This is a genomic window from Williamsia sp. z71 (assembly GCF_059553375.1).
Genome location: NZ_JCANWX010000005.1, coordinates 395048 through 420802, shown reverse-complemented (window position 1 = coordinate 420802; position 25755 = coordinate 395048). Strand labels below are relative to the sequence as shown.

Here is a 25755-nt window from a genome sequence, read left to right as displayed (position 1 = left end):
AGGGAGCCCCGTGACCATTCACCAGTTTCGCGCCGGAGCAGAAGAGAACTCGGCCCGGGCCTCGCGCCCGGATGGATCATTGATCGACCGACTGCGCGAAGGTGAGCCCTATGCGGTCAGCTTCGGCGGACAGGGCGGCCCGTGGTTGCCCGTGCTCGCCGAGCTGGTGATCGACGCAGATCTCGATCGCAGCGTCGCGAAGATCGTCGATGCCGCGGAGCGACTCATCGAGCCGGTGTCCGATCAGCTCGCGGCCGTGCGTCCCGATGGATTCCACCCGCTGCGCTGGGTGCATGCGTACAACAGCGAAGAAGTCCTGCCGGTCGGCTCGGCCCTCGCCGCCGCGCCCGTGTCCGTACCCGGCATCCTGCTGGCGCAGCTCGCCGCGATCAGCGCGAACCGCAAGCAGGGACTCGACATCGACGCGATGCCCCCGGTCGCCGCGGTCGGTCACTCCCAGGGCGTACTCGCCGCGGAGGCCGTGACGTCGGCATCGGGCAACGGTGGACTCGGCGACGGCGCACTGCTCGCGGTGGCGCACTTCATCGGTGCCGCCGGCGCGTTGATCGCCCGCCGCCGTGGCCTGTCCGTGGACGCCGCGGGCAGCCCGATGCTCTCGGTCACCCAGGTCGATCCCGCCCGCATCCAGCTCTTGGTCGACGAATACGCCCAGGGACTGCAGGAGCCCGACCGGGTGTCGGCGCCGGCTGTCTCGATCATCAACGGTCGGCGTTCGGTCGTGCTCTCCGGCGCACCGCGTCACCTGGCCGCGTTCATCGCCCGGTGTGAGGCCGTCGCCGCCGCAGAAGCACAGGATCGCAAGAAGAAGCTCACCGGTGGTTCCCCCTTCGCGCCGGTCTTCGATCCGCTGTCCGTGTCGATCGCGTTCCATCATTCTTCGCTCGAGTCTGCCTGCGATCTGGTCGCCGAATGGGCCGCCGCCTGCGACATCGACGAGGTCGCAGCACGTCGCCTGGCCGCCGCGGTCCTGGTCGATCAGGTCAACTGGGTCGATGCCCTCGACGATGTGATCGACGCCGGCGCGAAGTGGATCCTCGACCTCGGTCCCGGCGATGTCGCGACCCGGCTGAGCGTCCCCGTCGTCCGTGGACAGGGCATCGGCCTGATCTCCGTCAGTCAGCGTGGGGGACAGCGCAACCTGTTCGCACCCGGCGGCATCCCGGACGTCCAGATCCCGTGGAGCAGTTACCGTCCCCGCATCGTGTCGCTGCCCGACGGCCGTCAGGTGGTCGAGACCGCGTTCACCCGTCTGACCGGTCGCTCGCCGATGCTGCTGGCCGGCATGACCCCGACAACCGTCGACCCCGCGATCGTCGCGGCGGCCGCCAATGCCGGCCACTGGGCCGAGCTGGCCGGTGGCGGACAGGTCACCGAGCCGATCTTCGCCGAGAACATCGCAAAGCTGACCGAACTGCTCGAGCCCGGCCGTCAGGCCCAGTTCAACACCCTGTTCCTCGATCCGTACCTCTGGAAGCTGCAGATCGGCGGCAAGCGCCTGGTGCAGAAGGCACGCGCCAACGGCGCCCCGATCGACGGCGTCATCGTGTCTGCGGGCATCCCCGAGCTCGACGAAGCCGTCGCACTGGTGTCCGAGCTGGCCGATGCGCAGATCCCGTACATCGCATTCAAGCCCGGAACGATCGGCCAGATCCGCTCGGTGATCCGGATCGCCGCAGAGGTGCCGCACTACCCGGTGATCGTTCAGATCGAGGGTGGTCGCGCCGGTGGGCACCACTCGTGGGAAGACCTCGACGCGCTGTTGCTGGCCACCTACGGTGAGCTCCGCGCCCGCCAGAACGTCGTGATCTGTGTCGGTGGTGGCATCGGTACCGCCGAGCGTGCCAGCGAATACCTGACCGGTGTCTGGTCGGCCGCACACGACTACCCGCTGATGCCGCTCGACGGCATCCTCGTGGGCACCGCCGCCATGGCGGCCAAAGAGGCGACCACGTCGCCGGCCGTCAAGGAACTGCTGGTCAACACCCCCGGGTGTGACGAATGGATCGGCGCCGGATACGCCGCTGCCGGAATGGCATCGGGCCGCAGCCAATTGGGCGCCGACATCCACGAGATCGACAATGCCGCCTCCCGCTGTGGCCGCCTGCTCGACGATGTCGCCGGAGATGACGAGGCCGTCGCCGATCGGCGCGACGAGATCATCGAGGCGCTCTCGGGCACCGCGAAGCCGTACTTCGGTGACGTCGCCCAGATGACCTATCAGCAGTGGCTCGAGCGTTACGTCGAGCTGGCCGTCGGCGAGGCCACGGGCGAGGCGAGCTGGGTCGACATCACCTGGCGTCAGCGATTCGTGGAGATGCTCCAGCGCGCCGAGGCTCGGCTCAACGACGCCGATCGCGGCCAGATCACCACACTCTTCGGACACACCTCGGCCACCGACAACGCCGGTGCCGCAATCGATGCGCTGGTCGCGGTCTACCCGGCGGCAGGCACCGATGTGCTGCATCCGGCCGATCTGGTGTTCTTCCTCGAGCTGTGCCGCACCCCGGGCAAGCCGGTCAACTTCGTGCCCGTGATCGACAAGGACGTGCGCCGCTGGTGGCGCAGTGACTCGCTGTGGCAGGCCCACGACCCGCGCTACGGCGCCGACGAGGTCTGCATCATCCCGGGACCCGTCGCGGTTGCCGGTATCACCCGCGTCGACGAGCCGGTGGGCGACCTGCTCGACCGTTTCGAGGCCCAGGTCGTGACCGACCTGCTCGGTGTCGGTGATCAGCCCGAGCCGATCAGTGCCCGGCTGCGCGCCGGACTGGTCGTCGTCGACGGAGTCCTGGGCACCGTCATCGAGGCGCTGAATGTGCAGTGGTCGGGACGCCTGGTCGCCAACCCGATTGCCCTGCTGGGTGATCGCAATGCCTGGGAGTTCCCGTCCTCCGAGCGCGGTGAGCACGAGCCCACCGGTGCCGTCCTCGAGAGCACCGACGACGGCGTCGTGCTGAACGTGCCGATCGGCAAGGCCGTCGTCTCGATCCCGATGATCGTCGACAACTCCATCCTCGACGGCGGCGCTCCCAAGGTGACCGTCGACGCGGCCGCCGGTGCGATGCGCCAGCTGCTCACCGTGGCCGCCGGCGGATCGCTGACCGCGGTTGCCGACCGCACCGCGACCACCACCGCCACCTGGGATCCGGAAGCCGTCGCCGACCACGCCGCGGTGACCGCCTACACCCTGCCCCAACATCTCAGTGCCTCACTGCCGCAGGGTGTGCGCGGCTTCGCCAACCCCGACACCCTCGTCGGACTCTGCTGGCCGACCGTGTTCAGCGTGATCGGCGCGGCCACCACCGAGGACGGTGTGCCCGTCGTGGAGGGACTGCTCGACCTGGTCCACCTCGACCACGTGACCTCCACGGTCGGTGAGCTGCCCCGCACCAAGGCCGAGTTCACCGTCACTGCAACCCTTTCCGATGTCACCGACACCGATCTGGGTCGCGTGATCACCGTTGCCGTCTCCATCGCCGACGAAGCACGCGTCGTCGCGGAGATGACCGAACGGTTCGCCGTTCGTGGTCGTACCGGTGCCGGAGAGCTGTCCGATCCGGACCGTGCCGGCGGCGCCCTGAGCGCCGAGGCCGCTGACGCGACCCGGAAGAAGCTGCGGGAGGCCAAGGTCGCCACCCCGTCGCGGATGCACGGGTTCGCGCTGGTCTCGGGTGACCACAACCCGATCCACGTCAACGACTCCGCCGCGAAGATGGCCGGACTCGGTAGCCCGATCGTGCACGGCATGTGGCTCTCGGCGGCCGCGCAGCACGTGGCAACGGCCACCGATTCCAAGAACCCGATCCCGGTGCCGCGTGCGCTGCAGGGCTGGACCGCACGCTTCCTGGGCATGGTCCGTCCCGGCGACGAGGTGACGATCAGGGTCGACCGCGTGGGCATGGACGCCGGCCGCGACATCATCGAGGTCAGCTGCAAGGTGGGTGACCTGCTGGTCATGAACGCCACCGGCCTGCTGGCGCCGCCGAAGACCGTCTACGCATTCCCGGGCCAGGGCATCCAGAGCAAGGGCATGGGTCTCGACGCCCGCGCCCGCTCCAAGGCCGCCCGCAAGATCTGGGACCGCGCCGACAAGCACACCCGCGACGCCCTGGGCTTCTCGATCCTGGCCGTGGTCCGCGACAACCCGACCACGCTGTCGGCCGGTGGCACCACCTATCAGCATCCCGACGGCGTGCTGTTCCTGACGCAGTTCACCCAGGTTGCGATGGCAACACTCGGTGTCGCCCAGATCGCCGAGCTGAAGGAGTCCGGCGGTTTCATCGAAGGCGCGATCACCTGTGGCCACTCGGTCGGGGAGTACAACGCACTGGCCGCCTGCGCCGGCGTTCTCCCGCTCGAGGCCGTCCTGGAGGTCGTCTTCCAGCGCGGCGAGGCCATGCACCATCTCGTCCCGCGAGATGCGAAGGGCCGCAGCGACTACCAGATGGCGGCCATCCGGCCCAGCCAGTTCGGTCTGGCCGACGCCGACGTCATCGGATTCGTCAACGAGATCGGTGAGCGCAGCGGCGAGTTCGTCGAGGTCGTCAACCTGAACCTGCTCGGTTCGCAGTACGCGATCGCCGGGACAGTGAAGGGCCTCGAGGCGCTCGAGGCCGAGATCGAGGTGCGCCGCGCGAAGACCGGTGGCAAGCGCTCCTTCATCGTCATCCCCGGTATCGACGTGCCGTTCCACTCGACGGTGCTGCGCGCCGGTGTACCGGACTTCCGGCACCGTCTCGACGATCTGCTGCCCGAGCACATCGACCCCGACATCCTCGTCGGCCGCTACGTCCCCAACCTGGTGCCGCGGATGTTCAACCTGGGCCGCGACTTCGTCCAGGAGATCGCCGACCTGGTCCCGTCGGAACCTCTGAACGAGGTTCTCGCCGACTGGGATTCGTGGACCGCCAAGCCCAGTGCCCTGACCCGCGTGATCCTGATCGAGCTGCTGGCCTGGCAGTTCGCCAGCCCGGTCCGCTGGATCGAGACGCAGGATCTGCTGTTCACCCCGGTGGAGCGTGGCGGCATCGGTGTCGAACGATTCGTCGAGGTCGGCGTGAAATCCGCACCGACACTGAGCGGTCTGGCCGGCAACACCCTCAAGCTCGACGACTACCAGCAGGCAGTCGTCCAGGTCCTGAACATCGAGCGGGACTCCGACGTCATCCTGTCCAAGGACAGCGCGCCCGAGATCGACGAGGACGACGATGTCGTGACCGAGGTTGCGGCCGATCAGGGCGCCCCGGCAGCCGCCGCACCGGTCGCCGCCGCTCCGGCCCCGGTTGCGGCTCCGGCCGATTCGGGCCCCCGCCCGGACGACATCTCGTTCGGCCCGACCGACGCCGTGAACTCGGTGATCGCACTGTGGACCAAGATCCGCGTCGATCAGATCGGTTCGGCAGACACCATCGAGGCGCTGTGTGACGGAGTCTCCTCGCGTCGTAACCAGCTGCTCCTCGACATCGGTGGCGAGCTCGGACTGGGCGCGATCGACGGTGCCGCAGAGGCCGAGATGCCGGCGTTGTCGACAACGGTGAACGCTCTGGCCCGTGGCTACAAGCCGTTGGGGCCGGTCCTCTCCGATGCGGTGGGCGATCAGATCCGCAAGGTCTTCGGTCCGGCGGGCAAGCGTTCGTCGTACATCGAGGACCGCGTCACCTCCGTCTGGCAGCTCGGCCCCGGCTGGGCCCTGCACACCGCGGTCGCGGTCGCACTCGGAAGCCGGGACGGCGTGAGCGTGCGGGGTGGCGATCTGGGCGACCTGATCTCGACTGCCCCCGCCAACACCGACGCCGTCGACGCACTCATCGATGCCGCAGTCTCAAAGGTCGGCGCCCTCAAGGGCATTGCGGTGTCCAAGCCGGCCGCCGGTGGCGGTGGCGGCGGAGGCACCATCGACGCGGCTGCCCTGGGCGAGCTGACAGAACAGTTCACCGGACGCAGTGGGGCCCTGGCCTCGGCCGCGAAGACCATTCTGGAGAAGCTCGGTCTGGCCGACGAGGTCTCGGCCGCCGAACCGGCCGAGGACAACACCGCCGCACTCGAACGCGTCAGCGCCGAACTCGGTTCGGACTGGTTGCGCGTGGTGACCCCGGCTTTCGACGAGCGCCGCGCGGTGCTGATCGATGACCGCTGGGCCAGCTCCCGCGAAGATCTGGCCCGACTGTGGATCGAAGACGAGCACGTCCTCGACCAGGACTTCTACGACATCGCCTCACGCTTCATCGGTGCCGGTGAGACGGTCTGCCATCAGGCGACCTGGTGGCAGGGCAAGGCCCTGGCAAACGGCTACCAGGAGCATTCGCGCCTGTACGCCCAGATCGCGCATGCCGCACAGGATCCGCAGCCTTCGTCGTACGCCGATGACATCGCGGTGGTGACCGGCGCCAGCAAGGGGTCGATCGCCGCAGCGGTTGTCGAGCAACTCTTGGCCGACGGCGCCACGGTTGTCGCGACGACGTCGCGTCTGGACGAGAACCGGATGGCGTTCTTCAAGGCCCTGTACCGCCGCAGTGCCCGCGGAAACGCAGCGCTCTGGGTGGTCCCGGCCAACCTGTCGTCGTACACCGACGTCGACGAACTCGTGTCGTGGATCGGTAGCGAGCAGACCGAAAACCTCGGTGGCAAAACGGGTGTGGTGAAGCCGGCCCTCAAGCCGACGCTGCTGTTCCCGTTCGCCGCGCCGCGGGTCGCCGGAGACCTCACCGATGCCGGCGGTCGCGCCGAACTCGAGATGAAGGTGCTCCTGTGGTCGGTCGAGCGACTGATCGCCGGACTCGGCGACATCGCCGCCGACCATCACCTGGCCGCCCGCCTGCACGTGGTGCTGCCCGGCTCCCCGAACCGTGGAATGTTCGGTGGGGACGGCGCTTACGGTGAGTCCAAGGCTGCACTCGATGCACTGGTGAAGCGCTGGGGTGCCGAGGATTCATGGAACTCAAAGGTCACCCTGGCCCACGCCCTGATCGGCTGGGTGTCCGGAACCGGCCTGATGGGTCACAACGACGGGCTCGTCGAGGCCGTCGAGGCGGCCGGTGTCAAGACGTGGTCGACGGCCGAGATGGCCACCGAACTGCTCAAGTCCGTCACCCCCGAGGCGCGTGCCCGGGCCCGCACCGAACCGTTGCAGCTCGACCTGACCGGCGGACTCGGTGATGCCAAGCTCGACATGAAGGCACTGGCGCAGGCTCAGGCCGACGCGGCAGCGGCGGCCGAGGACGACACCGAAGACGACGAGCCGACCGTGGCGGCATTGCCGTCGCCGGCCCGCGCCCCGAAGTCGACCACCCCGGAGTGGGGCAACATCGACGCCCGCCCCGAGGATCTCGTGGTCATCGTCGGCGCCGGAGAGCTCGGACCGTACGGCAGCAGCCGGACCCGCTTCGAGATGGAGGTCGCCGAAGAGCTGTCGGCCGCCGGAGTCCTCGAGCTGGCCTGGAGCACGGGCCTGATCACCTGGGAGGCAACGCCGAAGCCCGGTTGGTACGACGCCGAATCCGGTGATCCGGTGGCGGAGGCCGAGATCGCCGATCGCTATCACGATGCCGTGGTCGAGCGCTGCGGGATCCGGCAGTACGCCGACGACGGCGACATGATCGGCAACACCTCGCCGCTGCTGACCTCGGTGTTCCTCGACAACGACCTCACCTTCTCGGTGGCGTCGGAGTCCGAGGCGCGGTCGTTCCTGTCCGCGGCTCCCGACAAGACCAAGATCAAGGTCGACGCCGAGAGCGGCGAATGGCAGGTGACCCGCATGTCGGGCACCGAGATCCGGGTTCCCCGCAAGTTCAAGCTCAGCCGGACCGTCGGCGGTCAGATCCCGACCGGATTCGATCCCACCCGCTGGGGCGTGTCCGCGGACATGGCCGAGTCGGTCGATCGTGTCGCGCTGTGGAACCTGATCGCCACCGTGGACGCGTTCCTCGGATCGGGTTTCGAGCCCTCCGAGCTGATGCGGTGGGTCCACCCGGGCCTGGTCGCCAACACGCAGGGCACCGGTATGGGCGGCATGGAGTCGATGCGGTCGCTGTACCTCGACACCTTCACCGGTGAGGCCAAGGCCAACGACATCCTGCAGGAAGCTCTGCCGAACGTTGTTGCCGCGCACGTGGTCCAGTCGTACATCGGTAGCTACGGCGCGATGATCCACCCGGTCGCCGCCTGCGCCACCGCCGCCGTCTCGGTGGAGGAGGGCGTCGACAAGATCAAGCTCGGCAAGGCGCTGTTCGCAGTGGCCGGCGGTTTCGACGACCTCGGTATCGAGGGCATCGTCGGGTTCGGTGACATGTCGGCCACCGCCGAGTCGTCGAAGATGGCAGCGCAGGGCATCAACGAGCGTCGCTACTCCCGCGCCAACGACCGCCGTCGTGGGGGATTCGTGGAGTCACAGGGTGGCGGCACGATCCTGCTCGCCCGCGGCGATGTCGCGGCCGAGATGGGCCTGCCGGTCCTGGGTGTCGTGGGCTGGGCACAGAGCTTCGGCGACGGTGTCCACACCTCCATCCCGGCTCCGGGCATCGGTGCGCTGGGTGCGGCTCGCGGGCAGAAGGATTCGGGCTTCGCCCGGTCGCTGCGCCAGCTGGGCGTGAGCCCGGACGACGTGGCACTGGTCTCCAAGCACGACACCTCGACCAAGGCCAACGACCCCAACGAGTCGAACCTGCACGAGCGCCTCGCCGCGGCGATCGGCCGCAGCGACGGTGCGCCGCTGTTCGTGGTGTCGCAGAAGTCGCTCACCGGTCACGCCAAGGGTGGAGCCGCGGCCTTCCAGCTGATCGGGCTGTGCCAGATCCTGCGTGACGGCGTCATCCCGCCGAACCGCAGCCTGGACTGCGTCGACGAGGCCATGGAGGAGTACAAGCACCTCGTCTGGCCGACCACGCCGCTGCACTTCGGTGACCGGTTCGCGCTCAAGGCAGGTCTGTTGACCAGCCTCGGGTTCGGTCACGTCTCGGGTCTGATCGCCGTGGTCCATCCGGAAGCCTTTGTGGCATCCCTGGATCCGGCCCAGCGCGATCGGTACCGGGCCGCGGCCGCAGAGCGGTCACGGTCGGGACAGCAGCGTCTGCTCGAGTCGATGTTCGGTGGCAAGCCCGCCTACCAGCGGCCGCCGAACCGACGCTTCGACGACAGCGCGTACGAGGGTGATCAGGAAGCGGCGATGCTGCTCGATCACGACGCCCGCCTGTCGGCCAACGGACACTACTGAGTCATGACGGTTATCGGAGTGGGGATCGACCTCGTGTCGATCCCCGGCTTCGCCGAGCAGCTGCAGCAGCCTGGCACCACCTTCGCCGATCGGTTCACGGTGGGGGAGCGCCGGGACTCCGCGTCCGGCACCGGTGACGATGCCAGGCATCTCGCTGCCCGGTGGGCGGCGAAGGAAGCTGTCATCAAGGCCTGGTCGGTGAGCCGGTTCGCGCGAAAGCCTTTGTTGCCGACGATCACCCATGGTGACATCGAGGTCGTCACCGACACCTGGGGCCGGCCGGCGATCAGGCTGGGCGGGGAGATCGCCGGGCATCTGGCGGGCACGGTTGTGCACATCTCACTGACCCATGACGGCGACATGGCGGCAGCCGTGGCGGTCATCGAAGAGGCGCCGAAAGAAGACTGAAACACCCCACCCCGTGCGCGGACAGCCGCCGGATCACTACGTGGTCTGGCGGCTTTCGGGGTTCTCGAGCATCATGTATCGCCCGAGCATGAGTTTGAGCTCGGCGACGGTGTCGGCGTGGTTGTGGCCTTCCTGCACAGAGAAACTGAGCAGTGAATAGGCGGTGTGTACGAGCAACTCCGACATCAACGCACGACGATCGCGCTGCGGCGTCAGCGGTGCGATGATGCGCGCCACCTGGGCGGCCAGGGCGCGTTCGTGGACGGTCGCGGTGGCCCGGGTCGCCGGGGTCGACTGAACGGCCAGCCACACGGCCCGCCGGGACGGGTCGTCGTGCCAGAGCTGCGCGAGGTGGTCGATGAACTTCTCCAGCAGCCTCGGCCAGTCCAGCGACGGGATCTCCGCGGCAAACGTCGCGAGTTCGCCCTGGACCCCGGCCGCGTCCTGCCGGTCGAGTTCGCAGACGACCACGTACTTGTTCGCGAAGTACTGATAGAGCGTGCCGATGGGGACATCAGCGCGGGCGGCGATGTGCTCACAGGTCAGCGACTCGAACCCGACCTCGATGAGCAGCTCCCGCGCAGCGGCCAACATCGCATCGAAACGTAGTTGGCTACGTTGCTGTGTCGGCCGCTTGCGGGGGACGAGGGGTTCGGTGCTGAGCAGCCGGGAAGCACCGGAACCCGGAGCACCGGTCTTCAGTGCACCGGTGGTTCCGTGTCCGGACTGCCGCTCCGCCATGAACGAGCCTGCCTCCGCCTCAGACCGAGAGGTCGCGGCGCAGCTTCGCCACGTGGCCGGTGGCCCGCACGTTGTATTGAGCGGCAGCGATTTTGCCGTCCGCGTCGACGAGGAAGGTCGACCGGATCACGCCGGTCACCGTTTTGCCGTACATCTTCTTCTCGCCGAACGCGCCCCAGGCCGTCAGCACCGACTTGTCCACATCGGACAGCAGCGGGAACGTCAGGTTCTCCGCATCGCGGAACTTCGCGAGCTTGGCGGGCTTGTCGGGCGAGATCCCGATGACGTCGATGCCCTCGGCGTTGAGCTCGGCAAGGCTGTCACGGAAGTCGCAGGCCTGCTTGGTGCAGCCGGGTGTGCTCGCCGCCGGATAGAAGTAGATGATCACCTGCCGGCCGCGGTAGTCCGCGAGGGAGACGATGTTCTCGTCGGCATCGGGCAGGGAAAAATCGGGGGCGTCGTCGCCCACTGCCAAGCGTGTGTTCTCAGTCATCGAACTCAGGCTAGCCGAGTGAGTAAACAGTGTGGCGCAACACGTGCAACATGGTCGGTGAACTACCGTAGAGCAGTAGACCTGACCGGACCGATCCACGCACACGATTCGTGCGAGGACGGCACTGTACCGATGGAGGACCTGTGGCACGCGACACCGACAGCATCGAACGCGATATCGAGCGGGCCCGCGATGAACTGGCGGGAACGCTCGACGCGCTGGCCTCCCGTGCCAACCCGCAGCGTCTGGCAGACGACGCCAAGGCGACCGTCGTGGCCACCGTTCGCAAACCGGCGGTTGCCGGGACGCTGATCGCGGTGGGCGTGGTGGTCGTCGCCATCGTGATCAAGAAGATCGTCAGCTGAACGAATGAACGGCGGGGGATCCCCGCCGTACTCGAACGCCCGTCCGATGGCCCGCGGCCATCTGGCGGGCGTTTGTGGTCCGGGGGCTGTCGAAATCCGTTCGGGCAAAAGAAAAACCCCCAGTTGCCTGGGGGTTTTCTCTCTTGTGCGCCATCAGGGACTCGAACCCCGAACCCGCTGATTAAGAGTCAGCTGCTCTGCCAATTGAGCTAATGGCGCTTGTTTCTTGCTTCGTTCTTCAGTTCGTCTTGCGAGATAGAACGCTATCAGGCCGACCCACGGAAATAAAAATCGCCTGGTCGACCGACGTGACGGCCACGGAAACCGCTGGTCCGCACCGAGCTTCGTGTAGCGAGCATCACATCATCGACCGTTTATTGTTTCGTGCACGTCGCGTTTAACACGTACACTTTTGCCTAGTTCGGTTCTTGCCCGTGTCGTCGGGCCTTAGTCAGATCTTGGGAGTGTGATGGGGTTCAGGCAGGCCTCTGTGACCCGGCGGGCGAGTACGCCCACGGTTCTGTTGATTCTCTTGGTGACACTGGCAGGTGTCGCGTCGGCATGCTCGTCTGATCCCAAGCCCCCGAAGTACAGCGACCAGGTGGTCAGTACGACACCGTTCGATGATCTCCTGCAGCCTGCGGTCGAGGTCACCGGTCTTGCGAACGAGCCTGTCGTCGACGGCGACGTCGGGTTCGCGCCGGGCGCGCCGGTGCAGGTGACCGCGAATGATGGCCGTCTCACCAACGTCAAGGTCACCAACGCGGCCGGCGTCGTGGTGCCGGGCGTGATGTCGGACGACCAGAAGACCTGGACGGTCCCGGCCGGGTCGTTCGGCTACAACAAGCGCTACACGCTTGTTGCCGACGCCAAGGGCATCGGCGGCAAGACCCAGTCGAGCCGGACGTTCACGACCAGCTCGCCGAACAACCTGACGCAGGCGTACCTGCTGCCCGAGAAGGGCTCGACCGTCGGTGTCGGCATGCCCGTCTCGATTCGTTTCGACGAGTCGATCCCCAATCGCAAGGCGGCCCAGGACGCGATCACCGTCAAGACCGACCCGCCGACCGAGGGCGCGTTCTACTGGCTCAGTGACACCGAACTGCGCTGGCGTCCGGAGAACTTCTGGAAGCCCGGTACCAAGGTCGACGTCGACATCAACACGTACGGAATCGACCTCGGGGACGGCCTGTTCGGTCAGGAGAACCTCAAGACGAACTTCACCATCGGCCGTGAACTGATCGCCGTCGCCGACGACAACACCAAGACGATCACCATCAGCGAGAACGGCGAGGTCATCAAGACCATGCCGACGTCGATGGGCAAGGACTCCACACCCACGGACAACGGCACGTACATCATCGGGGATCGGCTCGACGAGATCGTGATGGACTCGTCGACCTACGGCGTGCCGGTCAACTCGCCTGCCGGGTACAAACTCGACGTCGACTACGCGACCCAGATGTCCTGGAGCGGTATCTACATCCACTCCGCGCCGTGGTCGATGTACGCGCAGGGCAGTGAGAACACCAGCCATGGGTGCCTGAACGTCAGTCCTGACAACGCCCTGTGGTGGGTGCAGAACTCGCTGCGCGGCGACATCATCACCGTCAAGAACACCGTGGGCCCCGAACTGTCGGGCACCGACGGCCTCGGTGACTGGAACATCCCCTGGGAAACGTGGAAGAAGGGCAACGCCTGAGCTGAGTCCGAACTCAGGCCTCGCGTAGAAACGGAACGCAGCGCCGGGTGGTGATCGTCGAAAGACGATTACTGCCCGGCGTTTGCCGTATGCGGGCCCAGAAAGGCTCGACCCGATGTCGTTGTCGCAGTGGGGCGGTCAAGGCCGCAGAGGCGAAATCAGCGCTCTGGCCGGAGGGTCGATGTAGATCTTTCCCCGTGAACGCAGAAACGGTCTACCGCGCCGAAGCGCGATAGACCGTTCCTGGTTTGGGTGGACGACGGGACTCGAACCCGCGACAGCCAGAATCACAATCTGGTGCTCTACCAACTGAACTACGCCCACCATCGGTACCCGCTGAGCGGGACCGGAACTAACTTTAGCGGTATGCCGGGCAGAAACTCCAATCGGTTCCTGACCTGCGGTTTGTCAGGCCTCGCCGAGCGCTTTCGTCACTTCTTCGATGACCGGGGCGTCCGGTCCGGGCTGCGGTACGAACACTGTTGCGCGGTAGTACTTGAGTTCGCGAATGGATTCCCGGATGTCGGCGAGCGCTCGGTGTGCGAGGCCCTTCTGTGGTTGACCGAAGTAGACCTTCGGGTACCAGCGCCGGCACAGCTCCTTGATGGAGCTGACGTCGACCATCCGGTAATGCAGGTAGCTGTCGAGCTTTGGCATGTCCCGCGTGATGAATCCACGGTCGGTGGCGATGGAGTTGCCCGCCAGAGGTGCGGCGCCGGCGGAGCCGATCTGCGAGCGCAGATACTCCAGCACCATCTTCTCGGCCTCCTCGAGGGTGACCGTGGAGGCTCTCACCTCCTCGGTCAGGCCGGAGGCGGCATGCATCTTCTTCACGACGTCCGGCATCGCGGCCAGAGCGTCATCGTCGGCATGGATGACGACGTCTACGCCGTCACCCAAGATGTTCAGTTCGCTGTCGGTGACCAGAGCTGCGATCTCGATGAGTTTGTCACTGCCCAATTGCAGTCCGGTCATCTCGCAGTCGATCCACACAAGTTTGTCTTGCATCACATCACCCTAGTGGTTCGGTGTTCAGTCGCCGAACTTCCGATAGAAGGTGCCGACTATGGGAGCGGTGATCTTCCTCGGGCTGTAGCCACCCGCCACGGACATCGCTTTCGACAACAAACCCGGGACCACGCGCATCTTGTTGCGTTCCAACGCGTCCAGGCTCAGCTTCGCCACGTACTCACTCGAGTTCCAGAGGAAGCCCGGGACCAGGCGGTCGACGGTGCTGGCCTCCTCCGGTGACGGGGTCTGGGTGCGAACGGGTCCCGGGGCCAGCAACGTCACGTTGACCCCCTCGTCGGCGAGCTCACCGCGCAGGGACTCGGACAAACTGTTCACGAACGCCTTCGATGCAGCGTAGGTGGCGTTGAACGGTATGGGCATGTTGCCCGCGGCGGAACCGACCATGAGGATGCCGCCCGAGCCGCGGGCGACCATCTGTGGCAAGACCGCCAATGTGAGGTCGTGCACCGCAACCGCATTCAGCCGGACCTGAGCCCGTTCGTAGTCGGGGTCCAGGTCGGCGAGTGCGCCGAACGTTGCGATTCCGGCGTTGTTGCACAGGATCGAGATCTCTCGCCGGGACAGTTCGTCACAGAGTGCGCCGGTGGCGATCGGATCGGACAGGTCCGTGGCACGGACCTCGACCTCGACACCGAACTCGGTCCGGAGGTCGAGCGCGGTGGACCTCAGGATCTCTTCGCGACGCGCAACGAGGATCAGCCCATGTCCGCGGCGTGCCAACTCGGTGGCAAGTGCGGCACCGATACCGGATGATGCTCCGGTGACAACGGCACGCGCGGACAACGACGGCTTCGGAATACCCATGGCGCAGATCGTAACGAGATCACCTCACGCGATACCAGCGGCGACCTCGGTGCCCTGGCGGATCGCCCGTTTGGCGTCGAGTTCGGCCGCCACGTCGGCGCCGCCGATCACGTGGGTGTTCACGCCGCCGACGGTCAGCGGGTCGATCAGATCGCGCACCGATTCCTGGCCCGCGCAGACGACGACGGTGTCGACGGCGAGGATGCGGGTGGTGCGATCGCCGCCTTCTTCTTCCGGCGCGAAGCTCAGGTGCAGGCCCACGTCGTCGATCTTGTCGTAGGCGGCGCCCGAAATCTGTTCCACGCCCTTCATTTTGATGGTGGCGCGGTGCACCCAGCCGGACGTCTTGCCGAGGGTCTTGCCTTGGCCTCCGGGCTTGCGCTGGACGAGATAGACCTTGCGGGCGGCCGGAGCGGGACGTGGCTTTCCGACAAACCCCGGGACGGTGAGGTCATCGGTGATGCCCCATTCGTGTTCCCATTCCTTGATGTTCAATGTGGGGGAGTCCTCGACGGTCAGGAACTCGCTCACGTCGAATCCGATTCCGCCGGCGCCGATCACCGCAACGGTCGTGCCGATCTGTCCACGACCGAGGACGGCGTCGGCGTACGACAGCACCTTCGGGTGGTCGATGCCGGGGATGTCGGGCATCCGAGGTGTGACACCGGTGGCGACGATGACGTCGTCGAACTTCTGCTCGATGAGTTCGTCGGCGCTGATCCAGGTGTTCAGGTGCACCTGTACACCGGTGACTTCGAGTTGCCGCTTGTAATAGCGGATGGTCTCAGAGAACTCTTCTTTGCCGGGTATCCGCGCGGCGATCGAGAACTGACCGCCGATGTGTTCGCCGGCCTCGAAGAGATGGACGTTGTGTCCACGCTGGGCGGCGGCAACGGCGGCAGAGAGTCCGGCCGGACCGGCGCCGACCACCGCGACGCGCTTGGCGTTGCGGGTGGCGCCGAGGATCAGTTCTGTCTCGCGCCCGGCCCGAGGATTGAGCAGGCACGAGACCTTCTTGCCCACGAAAGCGTGGTCGAGGCAGGCCTGGTTGCAGGCGATGCAGGTGTTGATCTCGTCACCGCGACCGGCCTGCGCCTTGTTCGCGAATTCGGGATCGGCGAGTAGGGGCCGGGCCATCGAGATGGCGTCGACCCGGCCGCCCTCCAGGATCTCCTCGCCGAGTTCGGGTGTGTTGATCCGGTTCGAGGCGATCAGCGGGATCGACACCTCTTCGCGCAAACGCTCCGTGTAGCCGACAAACGCTCCGCGCGGAACCGACGTGACGATCGTGGGGACCTGCGCCTCGTGCCAGCCGATGTCGGTGTTGATGGCGTCGACCCCGGCGGCCTCGAGTTTGCGTGCCAGCGAAGCGATTTCGTCCCATGTCTGACCGTCTTTGACGAGGTCGGCGATCGACTGGCGCATGATCACCATGAAGTCGGGGCCGACCTTCTTGCGGATCTCTTTTGCGATCTCCACGACGATCCGCTGTCGGTTCTCCGTGCTGCCGCCCCATTTGTCGGTGCGGTTGTTGGTGCGCTTGCAGAGGAAGGTGTTGAGCAGGTAGCCCTCGCCGCCCATGATCTCGATGCCGTCGTATCCCGCGTCTCTGGCCAGTTTCGCGCAGCGACCGTACGACCAGATGGCGTGCTTGATGAGCGCATCGTTCATCTTGATCGGCCGGAAGGGGTGCACGGGCGACTTTTCCCAGCTGACACTGAACTTCAGAGGCGTATATCCGTACCGGCCGGCGTAGAGCACCTGCATCGCGATCTTGCCGCCCTCTTTGTGCACCGCCGTGGTGAGGCGTCGGTGCCGGAGGACATCGACCTTGTTGGTGAGTTTGCTACCGAAAGGCAGGAGAAGTCCGGCACGGGTGGGAGCGATGCCGCCGGTGATGATCAGGCCCGCGCCGCCGCGCGCACGTTCGGCGTAATAGGCGGCGAGCTTGTCGGTGTCCCAGATGCGGTCTTCGAGTCCGGTGTGCATCGATCCCATGATGATGCGGTTCTTGAGCACGGTCTTGTTGATCGTCAACGGTTCGAACAGCTTTGGGTATGGAGTTGTCATCGGGAACCTTCCTTTGTCACGGGGGCCGGCCGTGTTGTGGGCTGTGGGTTACTGGTCCAGGACACCTTCGAGTGCGGCGATCACTTCGTCGCACCAGTCGATGAAGCCGACTTCGATGCGCACGCCACCACGCAGGACGAGGTGCTGTTTGAGTTTGCGTAGGTTCAGCGAGCTCGGATCGGGAAAGTCGTTCTTCTCGAACTCTTGGTAGAGGCGTAGGCGTTCTTCGTGCAGGGCGCGCTGGCGGCGTAATTCACTGATCAGCTGGGGGAGGTCTGCGGCTTCTGCAGCCCTGATCTTCACGCCCAACTCGTCGCGGAGTTGTTGGGACTCGGTGGGTGTTCCGACCCAATCGCGCAGTGCAGCGCGACCTTTCGCGGAGAGGGTGTACACCTTCTTGTCGGGTCTGCCGTCTTGGGCAACCGACTCGAAGCTGACCAGTCCATCGGAGTGGAGCTTCTTGAGCGTCCGATAGATCTGCTGGTGCGTGGCAGACCAGAAGTGGCCGATCGACCGGCTGAATTGCCGGCCGATCTCGTAGCCGGTGCCCGGTCGCTCGGCAAGCGAGGTCATGATCGCGTGTTCGAGTGCCACCTGTGCACCATACGCATGCAACGCGGCACTATGCAATGGTGTTCATATACACACGGGTTCATATGGGTGACCAGCGAACTTGATCGTCTTCATGCCGCCACCAACTTCCGCAGGTTCGATTCGACCCGACTCCCGGGTTCTCTCCGTCGGGTTCTCGGGAGCTCGGCTGCCGGGCGCGGAAGTGCCGGGGCGATCGAGGTGTGACGATGTCCGGTGGGTGTGGTGACCGACACCGCGTGCCGCTGCGTCTCCGATTCTTCTGTCGCCGAACGCCACCCGGGCGCCTGCTTGGTGTAGTTGCAGTCCTCGCATAAACCTTGGCCGTTGTGGCTGTTGGTGGGTCCGTCCTTGCTGTGCGGGACGACATGGTCGATATGTCGGACCGGGGCGTCGCAGTAGGGGGTGCGGCAGATCTGATCCCGCAGAGGGATCAGCAGCGCCAGTGCCTTCGGAAAAACCCGGGCCACCGACTCCATGGCAACCAGGGCGCCGGTGGGCGGTTTGGCGAACAGTCGGCGGATGGTGAGCTTTGCGTCGCGGTCGGCGGTCGCGGTGACCAATTGGCGAGCGATGCCTGCCGGAATGGGGCCGTAGCCGTCGACCAGAGCGGCTTCGTCGCTCGCGCCCAACAATGTGGCATCCGAGACGACCAGGTTGACCGTGATCGGTGGACCGTCGGCGGCGGCGCTGCCGGTGACCCGTTCGAACAAGACGTCGGCCATGATCTGATCTCGGGAGCGTCCGTCGCCGTCGCCGTGGTGCAGGTCTGCCGCTCTGCGCAGGGCCGCGATCACGCCGACGCCTTGGGCGACCGGCAGGAGGGCACTCACTGTTGCCATCGAATCGGGTGCGGGACGAGAGGTGACCCGGCGGTCTTTGGCCGCCTTGGCCGCCCGCGCGACCACCGCATGTGGGTCTCGTTGATAGGCAAGTGCTTTGGCGCGAACCGTGAGCGCTTTGTCGCCGAGGCCGTGCAGTGCGTCCGGGTCGGCGCACAGTGCGGCATCGATCGCGATCCGGTCGGCGACATCGAGGTACGCCGTTTCGCGAACCAGGATGGTGGCACGCCACTCGGACAGGTGGCCGGCCTCGAGTGCGGCCATCGTGTGCGGCATCTCATCGACAACGGCTCGGGCGAAGCCCAGGTAGCGCCCTCCTCGATGAGGTGACACCCGTCGGGCCAGTGCGACCTCTGATGCGAGCCCGACGCCAACCTTCTTCTCCGGCAGTCCTTGTTCTCGATGTTGCTGTCTGCGCTTGGCGTCGAGGTTCATGGTGGCCTTCGCCTGGGCTGCGGCGCAGGCGGCCTTGAGGTCTTCGAGCGCGGTGATCTGATCTACCGACTCGGTGGCGGAAAGATCAAAATCCATACGTTGCAGAGTGTCTCGAAAATCTTTGATGTCTCTTTCAAGCACGTGGTCCCCCCGGAGCAACTTGATCGAATCTATGTTCGAATCATACTCGGCCGGTGCGACGTTGGCTAGAGCGGCGATGCCATGGATGCCGGTCGACGCCCGGCGGACGCGATATATGCATTCGCGAGCCGAATGAGCGGCGTTCGGTCGGGGTGCCTGAAGGCTGAAGGTTTTGCGGCCTCGAGGTCTGCGGCGAGATCGCGCAGGCCGATTTCGGCTATCGAGGCGAGAAGGATGCGATGCGTTGGAAACCATCGTCGGGGCGCAGCCCTGGGGTAGACACTGTCTATGTCGCTTACGAGTGCGTTCGTCTACCGGATTTGTCGCCATGTGCTGATCGGTCCGGCGCTGTACGTCATCGGCCGGCCGAAAATCGTTGGCCGGCAGAATATTCGGCCGACGGGTCCGGTGATACTGGCGGCCAATCACCTTGCGGTGATGGATTCGTTCTACTTGACACTCGCGGCGCGGAGACAGGTCTACTTTCTGGCCAAATCGGAATACTTCACGCGAGTCGGCGTCGTTGGTCGCCTACAGAGGTGGTTTTTCAGCGCAATGGGACAGATTCCGGTGGACCGGGCGGGCGGGGAGTCGGCTTCGGCGGCGATCACGGCGGCGACTGCCATTGTGCGGGGCGGGGGCGTGTGGGGAATACATCCAGAGGGGACTCGTTCGCCAGATGGGCGGCTGTATCGCGGTCGAACCGGAGTCATGCGGGTTGCGATGCGCACGGGTGTCCCGGTGATCCCCGTGGCAATCATCGGGACGCGCAGGGTGCCCGGCGTGAAGTGGTGGCGTCGTGGTCGTGTGGTCATCGAGATATTGCCCCCGCTCGATCTCTCGCCTTACGTGGCGGCAAACGACTATCGAGGGGCGACCGATGCGTTGATGCGAGTCCTTCTCACGCACAGCGGACAAGAGTATGTGGACGAGTATGCAAAATCTTGGATCGAGAGACCGCCGCGACGTGATATCGCATGACCTGGTGGGTCTGGGGTCGGTCAGTTGGATGCGTGATTGTGCTCGATGACGCGGATCTGGCCGGTCCTTTCACACGTGGCGTAGCCGTGTCGTTTGGCAAAAAGTTCCCACGATGTCTGTTCGGGATCGCTGGGTAGGTCGATGGCGCTGCCATCTCCGAACTCGATGTGCAGGTCGCCGTCGTCGTTGCACACGGCAACGTCGGTTCGGCTACCCAGCATCGTGAAGAGAGGTCTTTGTTCGTCGATCACGTTTGCCGGGCTGATGCTGTCGTGCTCGACGCCGAGGCCGCCCACGGGGGGAGACGTCAGCGAGAACGGGGTCCACAGCACCAGTTCGCAATGGTTGTTGAAGAAGAACGTCAGATTGTCGTCGAACGTGACTCGTTCGACGACGTGACCTTGAATCCACAGTTGCATTGAGGCCTCCGTGTGTCGGACGTCACATCCGACGGTAACATCCCGCTCCAGGCCGCTCAGCCGCATCGATCAGGAATCGAGAAGCGTGGGCGGCGGCCCCGCCGATAGCGTCGCCGGTAGGACGTCGATCAAGCGATGTCCCCGGTAGATCTGGGAGGTCGAGAACTGTGAAGACGATGACATGCAAGCAGCTGGGTGGGCCGTGCGACGTCGAACTCCGCGGCGACAAAGCCGACGACGTGATCCATGCGCAAGACCGCCACCTGAGGGAAATGGTGGAGAACGGTGACCTGACGCACGACGAGGCGCTGAAAGAGATGAAGGGCCGGTGGAAGCGGCCGGTATCGGGCCTGGGTTGGTACCGCAGCACGAAGAAGGCGTTTGCGGCGCTTCCCGAGGACTGACCACCTGCCCCGGTTGGGCAGGCGTCCTGACTTCGCGAAAAGTGGTGCCCCCGGCAGGACTCGAACCTGCGACCTAGAGATTAGAAGGCTCTTGCTCTATCCACCTGAGCTACGGAGGCATGCCGACGACCGGCGCAGGTGAGTATATCGGCACGGGTGAACCCGGGCCGACGCGAGTCACACTCGGCCGGTGCCTACCCTGAAGGGGTGAGTACACCCAGCCCTGATTCGATCGACATCCGTCGCAGCGCGGCGGCAAGCATTGGCTGGGTGCTGGCCTGGGTGGCAGCAGCGGTTGCCGTGGTGGTCACCGCGATCTCCGCGGGCGACGCGCTCGATCTCGCCGGTGTCGGAGATCCGGGGGTGCTGACGAGGTATGGGCTGCCCACCGTTCAGACGATCGGTGAGATCGGCGCCGTGGTCGCTGTCGGCGGAGCGTTGTTCGCGGCCTTCTTCGTGCCGCCGCAGTCCGACGGCATCCTCGATGTCGGCGGTTATCGGGCGATCAAGTTCGCATCGGTCGGTGCTCTGATCTGGGCTGTCGCGGCGCTGCTGATGATCCCACTGACCATTTCCGACACGTCGGGATACCCGCTCTCGGAGACCCTGAGTCCCGACCGGATCATTTCGGCGTTCGATCAGGTCGCAGACGCCCGGTCCTGGCTGTGGACCGCGATCTTCGCGTTGATCTGCGCGATCGTGGCGCGCATCGCCCTGCGATGGACGTGGACCCTGATCGTGTTGCCCCTGTCGATCCTGACGTTGATGCCGACTGCACTGGCAGGGCACTCGTCGACCGGTGGCAGCCACGATGTGGCGACGAACAGCCTGATCCTGCACATCGTGGGCGCATGCCTGTGGATGGGTGGACTCTTCGCAGTCCTGATCTACGCCCGCGGCGGCGGGCGGTACACACCGCTCGCGATCACCCGCTACTCCCGGGTCGCGTTCTGGACGTTCGTCGTCGTCGGGGCCAGTGGTGTCATCAATGCGCTGGTCCGGGTGAAGATCGACCAGCTGTTCACCGAGACCTATGGCCAATTGGTCCTGGCCAAGGTCGCGGCATTGGTGGTTCTGGGCGGGTTCGGTGCGTGGCACCGGAAGGTCGCCATCCCGGCCATCGAGAAGGATGACAACCGGCGTCCACTGATCCGCTTTGCCGTGGTCGAGTTGCTTGTCTTCGCGGCAACGTTCGGTATCGCCGTGGGGCTGTCCCGGACGCCCCCTCCGGTCAACGTCAACCCGTCGGACATGCCCGCGGCCGAATTGCTCCTGGGCTACCGGATCGACCACGAACCGACTTTCGCACGCGTCTTCCTCGACTGGCGCTTCGACCTGTTGTTCGGGACGTTGGCGATCGTCATGGCGGTCGTCTACCTGCGTGGCGTGATCCGTCTGCGCCGCCGTGGTGATGCCTGGCCGGTCGGTCGGACGATCGCCTGGATCCTGGGCTGCGCGGCGCTGTTGTTCGCCACCTCGTCCGGACTCGGTAAATACGCACCGGCGATGTTCAGCCTGCACATGATCGCGCACATGACGCTCTCGATGCTGGCGCCGGTGCTGCTGGTGCTCGGCGGCCCGGTGACGCTCGCCCTGCGGGCCCTGAGCCCGGCCGGCAAGAAGGCACCGCCCGGACCCCGCGAGTGGATTCTGATCATCCTGCACAGTCCGTACTCGCGGTTCATCACGCATCCGCTGGTGGCGTCGGTGCTCTTTGTCGGCAGCTACTACGTTCTGTACCTGGGTGGACTCTTCGAGTCACTCGTCGACTATCACGCCGCGCACGTGGCGATGAACTTCCACTTCATCGTCAGCGGATACCTCTTCTACTGGGTGGTCATCGGGATCGATCCGGCACCGCGGACGTTGTCGCCGGTTGCCAAGCTCGCAATGGTCTTCGGCTCGTTGCCTTTCCATGCGTTCTTCGGCGTGGCGCTGATGAGCACCGACAATGTGATTGCACGCAGCTTCTACCAGAGTCTGATGTTGCCGTGGAACCCCGACCTGATGAGCGATCAACGGCTCGGCGGCGGTATCGCCTGGGCGGCCGGAGAGATTCCGCTCGTGCTGGTGATGTTGGCCCTGTTGGTGCAATGGAGTCGCCAGGACCTTCGGCAGGCCCGCCAATTCGACCGGCGTGCCGATCGCGACGAGGATGCCGAGTTGGCAAGCTACAACGCGATGTTGAAGCAGATGTCCAGCGCCGACGAACCTGCGCCGGTGGCCGCGACAGGTCAGGTCGGGGACACGTCGGCGTCTGAGGACTCCGGCGACCAGGACGCGAGTGAACCCACCCCGGGGTCCCGTTCCTGACGTCCCGACCGGGCTGGTGCGCAGATCTGTCGGGTGTCCGAGTCCCGTCGCCGAGATCGGGCGTACGGACAAATTGCGGATAATTCGCTTATGCGGCAGTAAATCTCAGTGGTGACCGAGGCACTCCGAGGAGGGGTCAAAAGGCCATCGCCGTGGTTCTGTCCTTCCTTGTGGTGTTGTCGTGAAAAGACGATTTGCTGATTTTGAAAACTGTGACGTGAAACCGGGCTCAAGATCTGGTCGCATGTTCAGGCCCCATCATTTCCGGAAAATCCGGCGGTCGGGAATGCGAAGTCTTTTCTGACACAACCGGATTGACCAAGCGGAACTGTGTGCCGATTCGAGTGCCGCGGTCGTGATATGCGGGCCTGACTTGTGTTCATCATCGGTGGTACCTTCGGCAGGCCTAAGCGTAGGTGGCAGCCCCCGGTGATTCGGCAACCAGGCGGAAGGCAAAGGGTTTCCTTGTTACCTGGCCGGCATTGTCGACGGTGACAAGGTGGGCGGATGGGCAAGTGGCGGTGGAGATTTGGGCAGCGATGCATATCGCGGCAACGAATGGCGGAGCTCCCGTTCGCTGACCGGCCATCGCAAAAAGAGGTGAGCACAATGCGGCCGAGGCCTAGCAGGGGACTCAGCTGGGGTCTAGTATCCAATATGTGTGATCCTCACAGTCGAGTCCCCAATTGGTATTTGACGTCGCGCAACGCCTTTCGCACATAGGCGGATTCGCGCGGTGATGACAGGGCTCCTAGTGCAGCTGAGTAGGACCACGGTGTCAGGCATGGATGAGTCCTGGCCTATGCGGGGAAAAGCCCCGTCCGATAACTCGGGCTTCGGAAGCTGGCCGCGAGTGAGTAAGCGTGTCGGGGATGCCCACCGACATGCGCATCATCATCGGAGACTCTGAACGAATCGTAGGTGAACCTCAGATGAGGCGATTGATTGCTGCTGTAACAGGAACTTTGTTGGCGACTCTGGTATTTCAAGTCGTCCAAGAGCCTGTGGCAAACGCCCAGGTGTGTCCGGCCTCGCAAAACTTTGTGGTCGGCGGGACCGGGGACCCGAACGGCGTGGGTGTGCCCAATGTTCCTGCTGGGCCACGTACCAATATCGTGTATCCCGCAAGTATTTCGCCGGTCGGCGGTTATGTGTCGGGTGACGAGTCCGTTCGGCTCGGCACCGAAGGTTTGACCAACGCTCTCAACGAATTTCGTGCCAGATGTCCGGGCTCGGGCGTCAGCATCATCGGATATTCACTCGGGGCGATAGTCGTGTCGGACGTATGCGACAGATTGGGGGGCCCGAACACGACCTGTATCACCGAAGGCAATCCCAAACGTTTGCCAGGGGCTGACGGCGCCGGAATCTTCGGTGTCTTACCCACTTTCATACCAGGCTTTCATTTCACGGGTTGGCGGGCGGCGCCGGCAGGTGGCCCCGCGATAGTCGAGATCTGCAACCTTCGCGACCTCTACTGCGATGCGGTCAATCCGTTGAAGGATCCGTTGACCTTCGTCGAACGCGCGATCGGGACGTATTGTCAAGCGCAGCATGCATATCCGGCCCCCTGTGCGGAGCCGGTCTACCCCTCGTATCCGGTGCCTTTCGATGTTCCGAATCCACGTGACCTCGAGCCGGCCACGGGCCAGTTGGTGCCCAGCGCACCAATACGACCGTTGGATGCACCCTATGTACCGACTAGATTCGGCGACTTCCTTCCTCCGGTGGTGGCGGCGTCATTACCGGCTGTATTGACCGACTATGTCCCGCCCCCGGTACCCGACTGGGCGGTGGCGGCATGGAGTGACATCGTGGCTGCGATCCTCAATGCACTACCGGCAGCGGCAGATGTGCCCGCTGCGGTGCCAGAGATCGTGCCTGCGGTGGCCACCGATGTGCCCACCGCAGTGACTGATGTGTCGGTGGCCGAGGATGGTCCGCCCGTGGAACCAGTGGTGGTAGAAGACATCCCGACTGCAGCGCCTGCCGTGGCTGCGGTGGCCGATGATGTTCCGGTGGTGGAGACCGACGACGTCTCTGCCGGTGCGCCCGCGGTGCCGACTGATGTTCCGCCCGTGGTGAACGATGTGGTGAACGATGTATCGGCGCCCACGGTCGCCGACCTCGTCCCGCCTGCCGTCGGTGATCTGTTACCGCCTCCGGTTGCCGATTTTGTTCCACCTGCGCTCGCTGATGTCTTGCCGTCCATTCCGGGTCTGCCATGACCGAAAGTCACGCTCCGGTTCGGTCTACGCGTGAGATCTGTATGGGGTTGAAAGGCGGCTGTCATGCCCAAGCCATATCCACTTGACTTCCGCCGTGAAGTCATCGAAGCGGCTCGTGATGGCGAGGCCTCGGTGCGTCAGGTCGCGAGTCATTACGGCATCTCCGAAACGTGTTTGAAGCGGTGGCTCAGGATCGCCGACCGCGAGGACCACCTCAACGCGCTCAGACCGGACTCAGTTGCTGACGAGGCGGCTGCGTTGCGGGAAGCGCGCCGCAGGATCAGGGAACTCGAGCAGGAAGTGGAGGTGATGCGACAGGCGGTTGTGTACTTGTCGCAGGGCATCATCTCGAAGTGAAGTTCCTCCACGTGCAGAACTGTCGGGAACTCCTTGGGCGTGTTGTGACGTTGCTCTCAAGGATGATGAATCCACCCGGGCTGATGAGCGCCGTCGGCGACCGTGGTTGCGCGGTGGCGGGCGAACGCGACTTCGGCGATTGGATAGGGTTGTGGGGTGCAAAGGCGGCTCAGCTCCGTGTGCAGCGTGTCAAAATCGGA

17 protein-coding genes, 3 tRNA genes and 1 pseudogene are annotated in these 25755 nt (G+C 65.1%); 10 read left to right on the top strand and 11 right to left on the bottom strand.

The features are described from left to right. Nucleotides 1-10 precede the first annotated feature (10 nt). Both AC51GR_RS14985 and acpS read left to right on the top strand, forming a co-directional pair. Complete coding sequence (locus tag AC51GR_RS14985; protein WP_496325420.1) at nucleotides 11-9229, top strand: fatty acid synthase subunit beta domain-containing protein; 9219 nt, start codon at nucleotides 11-13, stop codon at nucleotides 9227-9229. A 3-nt stretch (nucleotides 9230-9232) separates the two neighbouring features. Continuing rightward, nucleotides 9233-9637, top strand: coding sequence for a holo-ACP synthase AcpS (gene acpS, locus AC51GR_RS14980; RefSeq protein WP_496325419.1), 405 nt, complete (start codon nucleotides 9233-9235; stop codon nucleotides 9635-9637). A 36-nt stretch (nucleotides 9638-9673) separates the two neighbouring features. Here acpS and AC51GR_RS14975 read toward each other — a convergent pair whose 3' ends face one another. Further along, entirely contained in the window at nucleotides 9674-10378 is a 705-nt protein-coding gene (locus AC51GR_RS14975) for a TetR/AcrR family transcriptional regulator (RefSeq protein ID WP_496325418.1), read from the bottom strand. Between the two features lie 19 nt (nucleotides 10379-10397). Beyond that, nucleotides 10398-10871: a thioredoxin-dependent thiol peroxidase gene (bcp, locus tag AC51GR_RS14970; protein ID WP_496325417.1), complete on the bottom strand. Its 474-nt coding sequence runs from the start codon at nucleotides 10869-10871 to the stop codon at nucleotides 10398-10400. Between the two features lie 143 nt (nucleotides 10872-11014). Between bcp and AC51GR_RS14965 the strand changes: the two genes are divergently transcribed. Next, nucleotides 11015-11236 (top strand): DUF3618 domain-containing protein, encoded by a 222-nt coding sequence (locus AC51GR_RS14965; protein WP_495516846.1) that lies wholly within the window; start codon nucleotides 11015-11017, stop codon nucleotides 11234-11236. A 146-nt stretch (nucleotides 11237-11382) separates the two neighbouring features. Here the strand turns inward: AC51GR_RS14965 and AC51GR_RS14960 are convergent. Then, a tRNA-Lys gene (locus tag AC51GR_RS14960) sits at nucleotides 11383-11455 on the bottom strand. Nucleotides 11456-11705: 250 nt separating this feature from the next. Between AC51GR_RS14960 and AC51GR_RS14955 the strand changes: the two genes are divergently transcribed. Beyond that, nucleotides 11706-12938: a L,D-transpeptidase gene (locus AC51GR_RS14955; RefSeq protein ID WP_496325416.1), complete on the top strand. Its 1233-nt coding sequence runs from the start codon at nucleotides 11706-11708 to the stop codon at nucleotides 12936-12938. A 251-nt stretch (nucleotides 12939-13189) separates the two neighbouring features. Here AC51GR_RS14955 and AC51GR_RS14950 read toward each other — a convergent pair. The 6 genes from AC51GR_RS14950 to AC51GR_RS14925 form a co-directional block, all read right to left on the bottom strand. Beyond that, nucleotides 13190-13262 (bottom strand) — tRNA-His (locus AC51GR_RS14950). 84 nt (nucleotides 13263-13346) lie between these two features. Further along, nucleotides 13347-13946, bottom strand: coding sequence for an oligoribonuclease (orn, locus tag AC51GR_RS14945; protein WP_496325415.1), 600 nt, complete (start codon nucleotides 13944-13946; stop codon nucleotides 13347-13349). A 24-nt stretch (nucleotides 13947-13970) separates the two neighbouring features. Then, complete coding sequence (cmrA, locus tag AC51GR_RS14940) at nucleotides 13971-14774, bottom strand: mycolate reductase (protein WP_496325414.1); 804 nt, start codon at nucleotides 14772-14774, stop codon at nucleotides 13971-13973. Nucleotides 14775-14798: 24 nt separating this feature from the next. Then, the gene (locus tag AC51GR_RS14935; protein ID WP_496325413.1) at nucleotides 14799-16844 is read right to left on the bottom strand and encodes an FAD-dependent oxidoreductase; all 2046 of its coding nucleotides are present in this window, start codon (nucleotides 16842-16844) and stop codon (nucleotides 14799-14801) included. A 48-nt stretch (nucleotides 16845-16892) separates the two neighbouring features. Beyond that, nucleotides 16893-17438 (bottom strand): PadR family transcriptional regulator, encoded by a 546-nt coding sequence (locus tag AC51GR_RS14930; RefSeq protein WP_496325412.1) that lies wholly within the window; start codon nucleotides 17436-17438, stop codon nucleotides 16893-16895. A gap of 89 nt (nucleotides 17439-17527) precedes the next feature. Then, entirely contained in the window at nucleotides 17528-18808 is a 1281-nt protein-coding gene (locus AC51GR_RS14925; RefSeq protein ID WP_496325411.1) for an HNH endonuclease, read from the bottom strand. A 333-nt stretch (nucleotides 18809-19141) separates the two neighbouring features. On the opposite strand from AC51GR_RS14925, the gene AC51GR_RS14920 reads away from it, so the two are divergent. Beyond that, the gene (locus AC51GR_RS14920) at nucleotides 19142-19834 is read left to right on the top strand and encodes a lysophospholipid acyltransferase family protein (RefSeq protein WP_496325410.1); all 693 of its coding nucleotides are present in this window, start codon (nucleotides 19142-19144) and stop codon (nucleotides 19832-19834) included. Between the two features lie 20 nt (nucleotides 19835-19854). Here AC51GR_RS14920 and AC51GR_RS14915 read toward each other — a convergent pair whose 3' ends face one another. Then, nucleotides 19855-20253 carry a DUF6188 family protein gene (locus tag AC51GR_RS14915; protein WP_496325409.1) on the bottom strand — a complete coding sequence of 133 codons (399 nt, stop codon included), beginning with the start codon at nucleotides 20251-20253 and terminating at the stop codon, nucleotides 19855-19857. 176 nt (nucleotides 20254-20429) lie between these two features. Between AC51GR_RS14915 and AC51GR_RS14910 the strand changes: the two genes are divergently transcribed. Next, on the top strand, nucleotides 20430-20657 hold the full coding sequence (locus tag AC51GR_RS14910; RefSeq protein ID WP_496325408.1) for a hypothetical protein: 228 nt from the start codon (nucleotides 20430-20432) through the stop codon (nucleotides 20655-20657). Between the two features lie 42 nt (nucleotides 20658-20699). Here AC51GR_RS14910 and AC51GR_RS14905 read toward each other — a convergent pair. Beyond that, nucleotides 20700-20776: transfer RNA gene (locus tag AC51GR_RS14905), tRNA-Arg, on the bottom strand. Nucleotides 20777-20864: 88 nt separating this feature from the next. On the opposite strand from AC51GR_RS14905, the gene AC51GR_RS14900 reads away from it, so the two are divergent. The 4 genes and pseudogenes from AC51GR_RS14900 (at nucleotide 20865) to AC51GR_RS14885 (ending at nucleotide 25555) form a co-directional block, all read left to right on the top strand. Further along, complete coding sequence (locus tag AC51GR_RS14900) at nucleotides 20865-22970, top strand: bifunctional copper resistance protein CopD/cytochrome c oxidase assembly protein (RefSeq protein ID WP_496325407.1); 2106 nt, start codon at nucleotides 20865-20867, stop codon at nucleotides 22968-22970. 872 nt (nucleotides 22971-23842) lie between these two features. Then, nucleotides 23843-24484, top strand: a pseudogene (locus AC51GR_RS14895) (cutinase family protein); the annotation flags it as partial. A 216-nt stretch (nucleotides 24485-24700) separates the two neighbouring features. Then, nucleotides 24701-25198 (top strand): hypothetical protein, encoded by a 498-nt coding sequence (locus AC51GR_RS14890; RefSeq protein WP_496325477.1) that lies wholly within the window; start codon nucleotides 24701-24703, stop codon nucleotides 25196-25198. A gap of 63 nt (nucleotides 25199-25261) precedes the next feature. Continuing rightward, nucleotides 25262-25555, top strand: a complete 294-nt coding sequence (locus AC51GR_RS14885) for a transposase (RefSeq protein WP_496325406.1) — start codon at nucleotides 25262-25264, stop codon at nucleotides 25553-25555. Nucleotides 25556-25755 lie beyond the last annotated feature (200 nt).

Bases quoted from the DNA above. Each gene is read 5' to 3' on its own strand.
- bcp (WP_496325417.1), bottom strand. From the start codon at position 10,871: ATGACTGAGAACACACGCTTGGCAGTGGGCGACGACGCCCCCGATTTT.
- AC51GR_RS14935 (WP_496325413.1), bottom strand. From the start codon at position 16,844: ATGACAACTCCATACCCAAAGCTGTTCGAACCGTTGACGATCAACAAG.
- AC51GR_RS14955 (WP_496325416.1), top strand. From the start codon at position 11,706: ATGGGGTTCAGGCAGGCCTCTGTGACCCGGCGGGCGAGTACGCCCACG.
- AC51GR_RS14925 (WP_496325411.1), bottom strand. From the start codon at position 18,808: ATGGATTTTGATCTTTCCGCCACCGAGTCGGTAGATCAGATCACCGCG.
- orn (WP_496325415.1), bottom strand. From the start codon at position 13,946: ATGCAAGACAAACTTGTGTGGATCGACTGCGAGATGACCGGACTGCAA.
- AC51GR_RS14920 (WP_496325410.1), top strand. From the start codon at position 19,142: ATGTCGCTTACGAGTGCGTTCGTCTACCGGATTTGTCGCCATGTGCTG.
- cmrA (WP_496325414.1), bottom strand. From the start codon at position 14,774: ATGGGTATTCCGAAGCCGTCGTTGTCCGCGCGTGCCGTTGTCACCGGA.
- acpS (WP_496325419.1), top strand. From the start codon at position 9,233: ATGACGGTTATCGGAGTGGGGATCGACCTCGTGTCGATCCCCGGCTTC.
- AC51GR_RS14975 (WP_496325418.1), bottom strand. From the start codon at position 10,378: ATGGCGGAGCGGCAGTCCGGACACGGAACCACCGGTGCACTGAAGACC.
- AC51GR_RS14885 (WP_496325406.1), top strand. From the start codon at position 25,262: ATGCCCAAGCCATATCCACTTGACTTCCGCCGTGAAGTCATCGAAGCG.
- AC51GR_RS14910 (WP_496325408.1), top strand. From the start codon at position 20,430: ATGACATGCAAGCAGCTGGGTGGGCCGTGCGACGTCGAACTCCGCGGC.
- AC51GR_RS14915 (WP_496325409.1), bottom strand. From the start codon at position 20,253: ATGCAACTGTGGATTCAAGGTCACGTCGTCGAACGAGTCACGTTCGAC.